Annotated in this window: 12 protein-coding genes; 7 read left to right on the top strand and 5 right to left on the bottom strand. The window is 38.8% G+C overall.

The features are described 5' to 3' along the window. Positions 1-8: 8 nt before the first annotated feature. Positions 9-794 (bottom strand): diaminopimelate epimerase, encoded by a 786-nt coding sequence (gene dapF, locus FBD94_RS15770; RefSeq protein WP_136880881.1) that lies wholly within the window; start codon positions 792-794, stop codon positions 9-11. A 154-nt stretch (positions 795-948) separates the two neighbouring features. Here dapF and FBD94_RS15765 point away from each other — a divergent pair, with 154 nt between their 5' ends. The 5 genes from FBD94_RS15765 to FBD94_RS25960 all read left to right on the top strand — a co-directional run bounded on the left by FBD94_RS15765 (position 949) and on the right by FBD94_RS25960 (position 6,463). Then, positions 949-2,472, top strand: coding sequence for a S1C family serine protease (locus FBD94_RS15765; RefSeq protein WP_131607980.1), 1,524 nt, complete (start codon positions 949-951; stop codon positions 2,470-2,472). A 181-nt stretch (positions 2,473-2,653) separates the two neighbouring features. After that, positions 2,654-3,334, top strand: a complete 681-nt coding sequence (locus FBD94_RS15760) for a succinate dehydrogenase cytochrome b subunit (RefSeq protein WP_136880880.1) — start codon at positions 2,654-2,656, stop codon at positions 3,332-3,334. Positions 3,335-3,359: 25 nt separating this feature from the next. Beyond that, on the top strand, positions 3,360-5,339 hold the full coding sequence (locus tag FBD94_RS15755; RefSeq protein WP_131607982.1) for a fumarate reductase/succinate dehydrogenase flavoprotein subunit: 1,980 nt from the start codon (positions 3,360-3,362) through the stop codon (positions 5,337-5,339). Positions 5,340-5,365: 26 nt separating this feature from the next. Further along, positions 5,366-6,136: a succinate dehydrogenase/fumarate reductase iron-sulfur subunit gene (locus FBD94_RS15750; RefSeq protein ID WP_131607983.1), complete on the top strand. Its 771-nt coding sequence runs from the start codon at positions 5,366-5,368 to the stop codon at positions 6,134-6,136. A gap of 168 nt (positions 6,137-6,304) precedes the next feature. Beyond that, entirely contained in the window at positions 6,305-6,463 is a 159-nt protein-coding gene (locus tag FBD94_RS25960; RefSeq protein WP_169472321.1) for a hypothetical protein, read from the top strand. Positions 6,464-6,532: 69 nt separating this feature from the next. On the opposite strand, the gene FBD94_RS15745 is transcribed toward FBD94_RS25960, so the two are convergent. The 3 genes from FBD94_RS15745 to FBD94_RS25955 form a co-directional block, all read right to left on the bottom strand. Then, a complete protein-coding gene (locus tag FBD94_RS15745) occupies positions 6,533-8,530 on the bottom strand; it encodes a M56 family metallopeptidase (RefSeq protein ID WP_136880879.1) in 1,998 nt (665 codons plus the stop codon). Next, on the bottom strand, positions 8,527-8,904 hold the full coding sequence (locus FBD94_RS15740; protein WP_136880878.1) for a BlaI/MecI/CopY family transcriptional regulator: 378 nt from the start codon (positions 8,902-8,904) through the stop codon (positions 8,527-8,529). The genes FBD94_RS15745 and FBD94_RS15740 overlap by 4 nt, the downstream gene beginning before the upstream one ends. Before the next feature lie 266 nt (positions 8,905-9,170). After that, complete coding sequence (locus tag FBD94_RS25955; RefSeq protein WP_165503545.1) at positions 9,171-9,344, bottom strand: hypothetical protein; 174 nt, start codon at positions 9,342-9,344, stop codon at positions 9,171-9,173. Positions 9,345-9,586: 242 nt separating this feature from the next. Between FBD94_RS25955 and FBD94_RS15735 the strand changes: the two genes are divergently transcribed. Together FBD94_RS15735 and FBD94_RS15730 are read left to right on the top strand one after the other, a co-directional pair. Beyond that, positions 9,587-10,621: a sensor histidine kinase gene (locus tag FBD94_RS15735; RefSeq protein WP_131607986.1), complete on the top strand. Its 1,035-nt coding sequence runs from the start codon at positions 9,587-9,589 to the stop codon at positions 10,619-10,621. Next, positions 10,618-11,370, top strand: a complete 753-nt coding sequence (locus FBD94_RS15730; protein WP_131607987.1) for a LytR/AlgR family response regulator transcription factor — start codon at positions 10,618-10,620, stop codon at positions 11,368-11,370. The genes FBD94_RS15735 and FBD94_RS15730 overlap by 4 nt, the downstream gene beginning before the upstream one ends. Here FBD94_RS15730 and FBD94_RS15725 read toward each other — a convergent pair. Then, positions 11,367-12,119 (bottom strand): lysophospholipid acyltransferase family protein, encoded by a 753-nt coding sequence (locus FBD94_RS15725; protein WP_131607988.1) that lies wholly within the window; start codon positions 12,117-12,119, stop codon positions 11,367-11,369. The two genes, FBD94_RS15730 and FBD94_RS15725, sit on opposite strands and share 4 nt — an antisense overlap. Positions 12,120-12,124: the final 5 nt, after the last annotated feature.

Here is a 12,124-nt window from a genome sequence, read left to right as displayed (position 1 = left end):
AAGGGCTTTTAAATACTTACTTGCCCTTCAAATACCTTTTCGGCCGGTCCACATAAAAATACATGCGTAAATTCCTTTCCATTATAGTCGAATTCTATGCTTAAATCACCACCTAATACTTTTACAGGTGTTTTGATATGGCCGCTTAGATTTTTATGCTGTGCCATAGATAGGGCTACAGCAGTAACTCCAGTACCACAGGCGTAGGTTTCATCCTCAACGCCACGCTCAAAAGTGCGTACAAAAAGGTAGTCGCCTTTATCTTCTACAAAATTAACATTAATGCCTTTTTCTTTATAAGTATCATTGTTACGAATGGCCTGGCCGTTATGGAAAACATCGTAATCTTCGAGGTTCTCCATTTGGGCTACATAATGTGGTGATCCCGTGTTTAATACAAAGGCATCTCCATCTCTATTAATGGTGTCTATGTCTATCATTTGAAGGTCTACCCAGTTGCCGTCTTCGGAAATTTTGGCATAATGGGGACCATCTACTGCCAAAAAGTTAGTATCTCGGTCAATGATACCGAGGTGTTTAGCGAATGCGACGATGCACCTTCCACCGTTGCCACACATACTACCAGGTTTGCCATCTGCATTGTAATAATGCATTTCGAAATCATATTCATCATGAGTAGTTAAGAACATCAACCCATCCGCACCGATGCCAAAACGGCGATCACATAGTTGTTCTATGCGTTCGTAGCTGATGTTTTGTAATGGGCTGACCCTGTGGTCTATCAGTATAAAATCGTTCCCGGCGCCTTGGTATTTGAAGAATTGAATGTCCATTTTTAGTGCTTACTGCTCATTTAACATTTTTTAACAGTATTCATGACTGTTTACAGATGCAAATATCGCGCTTATGGTATTAAATTTGAATAGATCTAGGAAAGAAAATACTAAATAGGTTTCTTAAATAAGTTAAATATAAACTAATATATAAATGAAAAGGATAGGATTAATAGCGTTGGCTGCATTTATAGGTGGTGCAGCTGCCTTAGGTGGCTACAAATGGATGGAACATAAAAATGACAACTTGCTGTCATTTGCCGATCAACAAAAGGTGCTTTTTGCAAGTAATGCCAAAATATCTTCGGCAGGAGCTGTAGATTTTGTGGAGGCAGCAGCGGCAGTGTCGCCAGCGGTGGTTCACATTAAGACTTCATATAGCGGAGGTGGCGAACGGTCGTCGTCTCCAATGGATATGTTTGACTTCTTTGGCGGCGGTGGACGTAAAATGCAACGTGCCCCAAGAGCAGCTTCGGGTTCGGGTGTGATTTTAACTCCTGATGGTTACATCGTAACCAATAACCACGTGGTAGATAATGCGGATAAAATTGAAGTAATCTTGTCTGATAGACGTAAGGTTAGTGCAACAATCGTTGGTAAAGATCCAAACACGGATTTGGCTTTGATTAAAGTTGATGCAACTGATTTGCCTGTAGTGAAAATGGGTAATTCTGATAATGTTCAGATTGGTGAGTGGGTTTTGGCGGTAGGTTTCCCTTTGGATTTACAAACCACTGTTACGGCGGGAATTGTAAGTGCCAAATCACGTAGTATTGGTATTCTGGCTAGAGATCAACAACAACCATCAGAAGAAGATTTTGAGGAATATCAAAGAACTGGAAAAATGCCTGCACGTGCGGCAAATACAAGTATTGAGTCGTATATACAGACAGATGCGGCCATTAACCCAGGTAATAGCGGTGGAGCGTTGGTAAACGCAAATGGTGAATTGGTAGGTATCAATGCAGCTATTGCATCTCAAACAGGCACAAACGTAGGTTACGGTTTTGCGATTCCAGTTAATCTGGCCAAAAAGATATTGGATGATTTCAGAAAATATGGCGCGGTGAAACGTGGTTATATTGGGGTTACGTTCTCTACACTGGATGCTGATTTGGCTGAGAAGTTAAATGTAAAAGACAACTCTGGTTTGTATGTAAATGAAGTGCTTCCAGGTAGTGGTGCAGCAGCGGCAGGCTTGCTAAAAGGTGATATCATTAAAAAGATTGATGGTAACATCATCTATGATTCTCCAGATTTACAAGAGAAAATAGGTCGTTTAAGCCCTGGTGATAAAGTAGAGTTAACTTACTCTAGAAATGGACAGTTGAAAGATACACGTGTGACATTGAAAGGTGATGGAGCTGCGACAAAACCTGAGGCAATTGCTAAAAATGGCGGTAGTGCGAGTATAGAAAAGTTGGGTGCTTCATTTGCTCCTGCTTCAGCACAACTTAAAAATAAGTATGGTGCAAAAAGCGGGGTAGTAGTAACAGGCGTTGTGCCAGGTAAGATTTTCGATTCTTTGGACATATCTAAAGGGCTGTTGGTTACAGCTGTAAATGGTAGACCTGTAAATAGTGCTAAGGATATTGAAGCTGCCTTACCACAGTCAAGAAATGGTATGACTACCATATCGGGGGTAACGGCAGAAGGTAAGTTTACCTATTCTTTCTAATATAAAATCTCGATAGAAGAAGGGTAGTCGGTGTTTCCGGCTACCCTTTTTTGGTTTTGATACATTTATCATCCAAATGTAATGTTAGAATGTTTCTAAATAGCTGATTTGTGCTTTGAATTAACCGATTAATTCTTTTATTAAATACTTTTGCACATAACAGAAATAAAAAAACAATCTAATGGCAAGTTTAGGAAACGCTTTTTCCTCATCAATTGGAAAAAAATTAATAATGGGCATAACGGGCCTGTTTCTCATTTCATTTCTTTTAGTGCACTGTTTTATCAATGCATTGATATATGTGAATGACGGCGGATTAACTTTTAATATGGGTGCGCATTTTATGGGTACTAACTGGTTAATCAGGGCTATGGAAATCGTTTTATTTGCAGGTTTGCTTGCGCATATTATTCAGGGTTTCAGGTTGGTGTTTCAAAACCAGGCTGCACGTCCTGTTAAGTATGCCGTTACCAATGGCGCTGCAAATAGCAAATGGTATTCCCGTTCAATGGGTTTATTAGGCACTTTGCTTTTAATCTTCTTAATTGTTCACATCAACAAGTTCTGGGTTATGTCGCGTTTTACAGGCATTCCTACGACAGATGCTAATGGCAACCATGATCTTTTTGCTGTAATGGTAGAAACTTTTAAAGATCCTTTGTTGGTTGTGCTTTATGTATTGGCAATGGTTTCATTGGCTTATCACTTGCTGCACGGTTTCTCTTCGGCATTCCAAACTTTAGGCTGGAACCACAAGAAGTATACACCAATCATTAAAAGTTTGGGAATATGGTATTCAATTATCATTTCTTTGTTGTTCGCTTCAATGCCTATTGCAATGTACCTGGGCCTTATTAAATAATTTTTGATCTTAAAGTTTAAATAACATGGCAGAATTAAATGCTCATATACCTGAAGGAGAGTTAACAGAAAAATGGACTAAATTACGTTCATCTATGCCATTGGTTAACCCGGCCAATAAAAGAAGCATAGAAGTTATCGTAGTAGGTTCTGGACTTGCAGGTGCTTCGGCAGCAGCAACCCTTGCTGAAATGGGTTATAAGGTTAAATGTTTTTGTTTCCAGGATTCACCAAGAAGAGCGCACTCTATTGCAGCTCAAGGTGGTATCAACGCGGCAAAAAATTATCAGAATGATGGCGATAGTACTTATCGTTTATTTTATGATACAATAAAAGGTGGTGATTACCGTGCACGTGAAGCTAACGTACATCGTTTAGCTGAAGTAAGTGCAAACATTATAGATCAGTGTGTGGCTCAGGGTGTGCCTCTGGCCAGAGAGTACGGCGGTTTATTAGACAACCGTTCTTTTGGTGGTACACAGGTTCAACGTACATTCTATGCTGCAGGTCAAACTGGTCAGCAATTGCTTTTAGGTGCTTATAGCGCTTTAGAGCGTCAAATCGGAATGGGTAAAGTTGAAATGTTTACCCGTCACGAAATGCTTGAAGTTGTTGTAGTTGATGGTAAAGCGCGTGGTATTATTGCCCGTAACTTGCTTACCGGCGAACTAGAACGTCATTCGGGACATGCGGTATTGCTTTGCAGTGGTGGTTACGGAAACGTATTCTATCTTTCTACAAATGCAATGGGTAGTAACGTAACGGCAGCTTGGAAAGCACACAAAAAAGGAGCTTTCTTTGGTAACCCTTGCTACACGCAAATTCACCCTACTTGTATCCCAGTTTCTGGAGATCACCAATCTAAATTAACCCTGATGTCTGAGTCGTTACGTAACGATGGACGTATCTGGGTTCCTAAAAAGAAAGATGATACCCGTAAGGCTTCTGAGATTCCTGAGGATGAAAGAGATTATTATTTAGAGCGCAGATACCCTGCTTTTGGTAACCTTGTACCGCGCGATGTTGCATCACGTGCAGCTAAGGAGCGTTGCGATGCAGGTTATGGTGTAGGTAAATCTAAATTAGCTGTTTATCTTGATTTTAAAGCCAATACTGAACGTTACGGTCGTATTGAAGCTAACGTACAAAATATCCATAATCCTGATAAAGAAACCTGTATGCGCTTAGGCCGTGAGGTAATCAAGGAAAAATATGGTAACCTGTTTGATATGTATGCGCAGATCACTGGAGAAGATCCTTATGAATTGCCAATGCGTATCTATCCTGCGGTTCACTATACTATGGGTGGTTTATGGGTAGATTATAACTTAATGACCACTGTGCCGGGCTTATATGCTTTAGGAGAGGCTAACTTCTCTGATCACGGTGCAAACCGTTTGGGTGCTTCTGCGTTGATGCAAGGCTTAGCGGATGGTTATTTTGTAATTCCTTACACTATTGGTGCTTATTTATCTAAAGAACTGGCAACAAAACCAATTCCACAGGATCACCCTGCATTTGTTGAAGCTGAGGCTAATGCAAAAGGAATTATTGATAAATTCTTTGCGATTAAAGGAACTAAGACTGTTGATCATTTCCATAAGAAATTAGGAAAGATCATGTGGGACAAATGTGGAATGGCACGTAATGCTAAAGGTTTAACTGAGGCAATTGCTGAAATTCAAGAACTACGTAAGGAATTCTGGAGCGATGTTCGTGTACCGGGAGAAGCCAACGAGTTTAACCCTGAGTTAGAAAAAGCAGGTCGTGTGGCCGACTTTATCGAACTTGGAGAATTGATGTGTATCGATGCTTTGAACAGAAATGAATCTTGTGGTGGTCACTTCAGAGAAGAGTATCAAACTGAAGAAGGTGAAGCGATGCGTGACGATGAAAACTATGCTTACGTAGCTGCATGGGAGTTCAAAGAGGGTGTTAAATTTGAGCTGCATAAAGAAGAGCTGAAATTTGAAAACATCAAGGTTGCACAAAGAAGTTATAAATAATAGCTAAGTACTAAAATCTCAATATCATGAGTACAGGAAATATGAATTTAACGCTGAAAATCTGGCGTCAAAAAAATACAAAAGCCAAAGGTGGTTTGGTGGATTATAAACTATCAGAGATTTCTCCTGATATGTCTTTCTTAGAAATGTTTGATGTATTAAACGAACAGTTAATTTCTAAGGGTGACGAGCCTGTTGTGTTTGATCACGATTGTAGAGAGGGGATCTGTGGTGCCTGCTCTATGTATATCGATGGCAGACCGCACGGACCAAAAGACGGAATTACTACTTGCCAGTTACACATGCGTTCATTTAAGGATGGAGATACCATCGTTGTTGAGCCATGGAGAGCAAAGGCTTTTCCCGTAATTAAAGATTTAACTGTAGATAGATCTGCATTTGACAGAGTTATTGCTGCAGGTGGCTTTATTTCGGTAAATACAGGGAATGCACAAGATGCTAACAACCTTCCAATTCCTAAAGTACAAGCGGATTCAGCTTTCGAAGCTGCAGCTTGTATTGGATGTGGTGCTTGTGTGGCTACTTGTAAAAATGCTTCAGCTATGCTTTTCGTGTCTGCAAAGATTTCTCAGTTGGCACAGTTGCCTCAAGGACAGCCAGAACGTTACCGTAGGGTACAAAGTATGGTTGCGCAGATGGATGCGGAAGGATTTGGTAATTGTACCAATACAGGAGCTTGTGAGGCAGAATGCCCTAAAGGCATCTCTTTAGAGAACATTGCACGCATGAATAGAGATTTTTATTCTGCAAAATTTGTATCTGAGGAAGATATTTAATAGTTTTATACCACGAGACAAGGTACTACACGAAGAACCCCGACCATTTTGGTTGGGGTTCTTTGCTTATATAGGTTTTGTAGTTATTTCTTTATAGATTAGATAATTAAATGCTTACTTAAATAACGCTATGTATTACAAATCACAATTAAAGAAACCAATGTTAAGGTGGAAAGGCCGCTAGGTTCGGGCACGGATGAAGAAGCCGTTAGGTTATTAAAAGAATCCCCGAAATGGATTCCGGGGATGCAGAAGGAAAAGCTTATACGCGTAAAATATAATATGGTTATAGCTTTTGGACAATTCCCTCAGACCTTTAGAGACTAGCAATTTGCTTGATATAAAAAAGAAACCCGACTGTATTGGTCGGGTTTCTTTTTTTTCTAGATTTTGTAATTACTTCTGTTTTACTTCAGATGCTTTTTCGGCATTGTTTGCTGCTTTGGTTGTAATTACGATTACTCCATTGGCGCCCTTTGCTCCATATATAGCCGTGGCTTTAGCATCTTTGTATACATTGATTGAATGAATGTCTTCAGGTTTTATGGAATTGATATCTGCATTTTCCATGATTTTTCCGTCTATTACATACAGTGGAGGATTTGCAGTTTTAGTTCCGTATCCTGTCACCGTAATGTTATTGCTGCTAAAGCTCGGACCATTGCTATTACTATTGTTGATTTGCCCCTGACTCTTGCCTGATTGATTCCCTTCTTTGTTTAAACTAAAAGTAATGGGGATATTGTATTTTACACGTACTGGTCTGCTATTCTGCGTGCCTGGAATCCATTTTGGTGATTCCTCTAATACCCTTACCGCTTCTTCATCTGTACCAGATCCAAGAGTTCTTTCAACTTTAATATTGGTTAGGTCTCCATCTATTTCAACTACAAAAGAGAGGAATACTTTACCTTGAACATTGTTTTTAACTGCTTCGGCAGGGTATTTTATCTCTTTTTTTAGATAGGCATAGAATTGTTCAAATCCTCCTGCAAAAGTTGGCTGTTTGTCAATTGACACAAAGTCATAAACTTTATTGGGATCATTTGAGTTGGCATCAACAGTTTCTTTTGGAGTGGATGCATAACCCATTATGGTGATGTCATTTAAGGCTTTATAGCCTTTTACTGGTGCTATAGTCTCATTTTTTAAAGGAGTGTTGGCGCCATCAAGTACAAACTTAACCTTCAAGGTATAATTGCCATCTTTAATGTCCTTGTATTTTTGATAACTCACAATTACTCTCATCGCCTCTGCATCGCAGCCTTCTCCTAATCTGGCAACAATAGCGGCGTTCTCTACTAAGCCGTCTGCTACTTTAAATTGGATCATAGTATTGCCCTGTAATTTGGCCCTATGAGCGAAATAAGGATACCTAATGGCTCGTTTCGCGTAGATGTAAAAGTCTTCCCAGCCCTCCTCGGTAATTCCTGTTGTTTGACCTGTAGCAGTAGCTTTTTTCAGAACCTGAGGTAATGGCTTGTTTATAGACTCTTGTACTACCTCTTTAATTGCTTCTAAAGGTGTATTTAAAGGGATCTCATCAGCAATTTTCTTGATGTCCTTATTGTTTCTGATGGTTGCCGATGACATAGTTAATGCTATGGCAAATAGGGGAACAAACATGCCGTATTTTAGGATGGCTGATCTCCTTGATCTTGGTTTGTGTAACATATAAATTCTTTTTTTGATAAGTGATTTATTAAAAAAACTATTCGTTAATGCGTTTTGAGGAACACCAAAAGCCTTGCTCAATAACAATAGGGCATATTCTGCTTTATCGCCTTGAAACTTTGCGGCCTCTTCATCTGCTAGATATTCATGGATGTGTTTTATTGCTTTTTTGTAGGCATAGATCACCGGGTTGAACCAAGTAAAGATGGCTAGGACTTCAAAAAGAATGATATCCAGACTGTGGTATTGGCGTATGTGTATCTCCTCGTGTTTTTGGATGGTTGATAGCTGAGGCAGATTTTTATCGATTCTTTTGTGTTTAAAGAATGAAAAAGCAGTGCCCTTGTCCGTCCTTTTTAATAGCTTACTGATAGCAAAGAGCTGCCAAATGAATTTTCCTAGAAAAAATAGGATTCCAATGAGGTAAATAGAGACTGCCAGATTGCCCATGCTAAATCTATCCGGAGCGGCATTCCCGATCATTACATCGGTCATCAGGTCATTTAATTCCCCAATACCAGCAGAAAAGGGTTGTGTTGCCGGCTGTTCAGTAAACCACTCGAACCTTAAAAAGGGGATAGTTAAGGAAAGTAGGCCTGCTGAAAGCAAGTAAATTCGGTTAAGTGTGAAATAAGTTTCTTTGTCTAACAATAACTTATAAAAGCCATAAAATACCAGCAGGTAAATATTGACTTGCAGTATGTAATGTGCCCAGCTCATCTTGGTCTGTTTTTAATTTTGTTAATCATTTTTAGGATTTCATCTACATCGCTCAAATCCAGTTTTTCTTCTTTAACAAAGAAGGAGAACATGCTCTCTACAGAGTTTTCGAAGTAGCCATCTAAAAGCTTTTCTGTAGCGTGTCGTTTATAATCTTCCTTGCTGATCAGGGGGTAGTACTGATGCGATTTTCCGAAAGCCGCATGCGCAACAAAACCTTTGGTTTCGAGAATGCGGATAATAGTTGATACGGTGTTGTAGGCGGGTTTTGGTTCTGGTAAAAAGTCCATTACTTCTTTAACAAAGCCCTTTTCGATTTGCCAGATGATTTGCATGATCTGCTCTTCTGCCTTGGTTAGATCTTTTATTTCCATATTATATTCGGTTTGTAGTTCTGTTCTTATAGGTTATTCCGTTTTATGCGCAGTTTTCGGTATAACTAAAGATTTAGTACAAAGCTATAACTAATATTTTAGTTTTCAAAATATTATTATAAATAATTTCACAACAACCTGAATGCAAAAAAGATGGCGGTATCCACTGCCATCTTTTATTATTAACTAAACTAAAATTTATATGCTATTTACCTGGAGCATTAAATGCACGTAGGTAGTATGTAGCCTCGGCTAAAAGGCTGCTGTTATTTGGAAAATGGGCTTACTACTTTGGTCAAGGTAGTTTTCATAGCAGGAGCTTTTACAGCTAAATCCTCATTTTGACGATCAGAACCAGCAGTTATGAATGTCAATAATATCACTATAAATACTGGAACCAGTAGTAATAAGAATGGCGAAGTATTTGCTAACTTTTTCATAAGTCCTTTATTTGTTTTGCTTTGATGAAACAAATAGAATAAATAAAAATAGGCTGCTAAAATCTTTTAGACCAAGTGTATTTTATACTAGATAAACGGTTGAATTGGAGTGTTATCCCATCAATCAAATCATTTATGCCAGTTGGTAGAAGAAAAATGCCCGTTGGTCGAATGCCTCCGTCTTAAAATAATTAGATTTGTGTAATTTGATAGCTCAGATATTTAATTATTACCCTATATAAATGAAAAACAAAGGCCCTCTAGCTGTACACCTATTTTTTTGGCTGCTTATATTGTCAGTATTGCTTTGGGACACTTTTAATGGCGATCAAAGACCATCTTCCTATGAAGTAATGGTGAAGTTTGGTTACTTCGCCATCATCAACCTTTCTATCTTTTACATCAATTATACTTTGCTGATTCCCATATTGGTGGAGCAGAAAAAGAAATACGGACTATATATGTTCGCCATCTTTATGCTTATCGCCATTATGGTGATTATAAAGACGGTGGTCGCAAGCTTGAATAGCGATCTGTTTTTAACTTATTTTAGTCAGGAATCTGGTAAAATAGAGTACTTCGAGATTACTAAATATATTGTGTTTGCCATTTTTGTATCCGGCTTTTTTGTAGTGGTAAGTGCGTTGCTAAAGTTTGCTATAGATTGGTTTGGCAGCGAACGTGTTCAGCGCAACCTACTAAGCGAAAAAAGAGATATGGAGCTACAGTTTTTAAAATCGCAGCTTAACCCGCATTTTCTGTTCAATTCCTTAAATAATATTTATTCCCTGGCCTATCAAAAATCTGATAAAACGGCTGATGCCATTTTAAAGCTATCAGAAATTATGCGCTATATGATTTACGAAAGTAACGATAGCTGGGTGTCATTAAGTAAAGAGATTACCTATGTGCAAAGTTATATAGAGTTGCAGAAATTGAGGTTTAAGGATGGAGCTGCGGTTGAGTTGACTCTACATGGTGAGATTGATGATCAGCATGTGGTACCATTGATTTTGATCTCTTTTGTAGAAAATGCGTTTAAACATGGAGTAGCTAACGATCCCAAAGATCCAATCAGGATCAATATCATTGCCAATCAAAAGATATTGCACTTCAGTGTGACGAATAAGAAGAACACCTACAACAAAGATATAATGGGGGGTGTGGGATTAAACAACGTGGAACGCAGGCTGCAACTACTTTATCCTGATAGGTATAAATTAAATATTGTAAATTCGGCAACTCATTATACTACCGAACTAATGCTTGATATATGATAAAGTTAAAATGTATAGCTGTTGATGATGAACCGCTGGCGCTTGATATTATAGAGGATTACGTTTCTAAAGTACCTTTTCTGGAGTTGGTTAAACGTACAGAAAATGCCATCGAAGCACTGCAAATGGTGCAGGCGGGTGGGGTGGATATTGTGTTTCTGGATATTCAGATGCCTGAATTGACGGGAATACAGTTTTTAAAGATTGCCAGTGGAAAGGCCAATTACATTTTAACGACGGCATATTCTCAGTACGCCTTAGAAAGTTACGACCTTAATGTGTCTGATTATCTATTAAAACCTATTGCATTTGATCGCTTTTATAAAGCTGTAGAGAAGGTGCATAATCAGGTAAAGGTGACTAGTCCGCCTGACGCTCCTATACAGCCATTAATGGCCATTGTTCCTGCGCCGCATCCGGTTAATCCTATTCAAGACTTTATCTTTGTGAAGACAGAGCATAAAATCCAGAAGATTGAATTGGATGATATACTTTACATTGAGGGCTTGAAGGATTACATTTCCATATTTACAAAAACAGAGCGTGTAATCACGTTGCAGAATATGAAAAAGATGGAAGAGACCTTACCGAAAGGGAAATTCATCAGGGTTCATAAATCGTACATCATTGCTTTGGACAAGATTGATAGTATTGAACGTAGCAGGATCTCTATTTGCGGCAAAATTATTCCAATAGGTGATACCTATAGGGATGAATTTTTTAAGCATATAGACAATAAAAATATCTAAATCGGATTAGATATTACCTGGTTTAGCTTAATTCGGATTGCATGCTCGGCTTCAAGCACAATATCTTCAGGGTTCTTATTGCCGGGCTCTATAGGAGTTAATACGGTCCACCTTAATTTCTCCCCAAAGCTTAAAGGATAGAAGCCATACTGCACTAATTTCCATGAGTTTTCAATGGCTACAGGCACAATTAAAGCATTGGGGACTTTTTTTAAAAGTGTTGCAATGCCGCCAACCTGAAAAGCTTTCATTTGGCCGTCTTTGGCACGGGTGCCTTCGGGAAAGATCATGGCCGACCAGTTGTTTTCCTTCATCCTTCGGCCTAGTTTGATCAGTTCAGAGACAGCCTGCTTGCTATCTTTACGGTTTATATTTGCACCCCCTCCATATTTCAGATTGTAAGAAATCGAAGGAATCCCTTTCGTCAGCTCAATTTTAGAAATGAATTTTACATGGTGTTTTCTTAAGAACCAGATGAGGCCCGGAATATCATACATGCTTTGGTGATTGGCCACAAAAATGATCGGTCTATCAGTAGGCAGGTTTTGTTGATTTATGAAGGTGATGGAGCAGCCCATCAGCAGATCAGTGTAGGTTAAGAAGAAATTAAGGGCATCAACAGATGCTTTATGTGCTTTATAGCCAAAAAACTTGTAGCACACCCATTGAATGGGATGGAAGATGACCAATGCTAAGCCAAAGGAGATATAAAATAGTAGACTGAAGATATAGCCTAGAAATTTGTTCATAGTTT

Source organism: Pedobacter hiemivivus (assembly GCF_005144565.1).
GTDB lineage: Bacteria > Bacteroidota > Bacteroidia > Sphingobacteriales > Sphingobacteriaceae > Pedobacter > Pedobacter hiemivivus.
The sequence above is the reverse complement of the archived record's forward strand: the minus strand, read 5'-3'. Positions and strand labels throughout refer to the sequence as shown.

What these genes read in the sequence shown, in the direction of transcription:
- dapF (WP_136880881.1), bottom strand. Translation starts at nt 794, where the DNA reads ATGGACATTCAATTCTTCAAATACCAAGGCGCCGGGAACGATTTTATA.
- FBD94_RS15765 (WP_131607980.1), top strand. Translation starts at nt 949, where the DNA reads ATGAAAAGGATAGGATTAATAGCGTTGGCTGCATTTATAGGTGGTGCA.
- FBD94_RS15760 (WP_136880880.1), top strand. Translation starts at nt 2,654, where the DNA reads ATGGCAAGTTTAGGAAACGCTTTTTCCTCATCAATTGGAAAAAAATTA.
- FBD94_RS15755 (WP_131607982.1), top strand. Translation starts at nt 3,360, where the DNA reads ATGGCAGAATTAAATGCTCATATACCTGAAGGAGAGTTAACAGAAAAA.
- FBD94_RS15750 (WP_131607983.1), top strand. Translation starts at nt 5,366, where the DNA reads ATGAGTACAGGAAATATGAATTTAACGCTGAAAATCTGGCGTCAAAAA.
- FBD94_RS15745 (WP_136880879.1), bottom strand. Translation starts at nt 8,530, where the DNA reads ATGAGCTGGGCACATTACATACTGCAAGTCAATATTTACCTGCTGGTA.
- FBD94_RS15740 (WP_136880878.1), bottom strand. Translation starts at nt 8,904, where the DNA reads ATGGAAATAAAAGATCTAACCAAGGCAGAAGAGCAGATCATGCAAATC.
- FBD94_RS25955 (WP_165503545.1), bottom strand. Translation starts at nt 9,344, where the DNA reads ATGAAAAAGTTAGCAAATACTTCGCCATTCTTATTACTACTGGTTCCA.
- FBD94_RS15735 (WP_131607986.1), top strand. Translation starts at nt 9,587, where the DNA reads ATGAAAAACAAAGGCCCTCTAGCTGTACACCTATTTTTTTGGCTGCTT.
- FBD94_RS15730 (WP_131607987.1), top strand. Translation starts at nt 10,618, where the DNA reads ATGATAAAGTTAAAATGTATAGCTGTTGATGATGAACCGCTGGCGCTT.
- FBD94_RS15725 (WP_131607988.1), bottom strand. Translation starts at nt 12,119, where the DNA reads ATGAACAAATTTCTAGGCTATATCTTCAGTCTACTATTTTATATCTCC.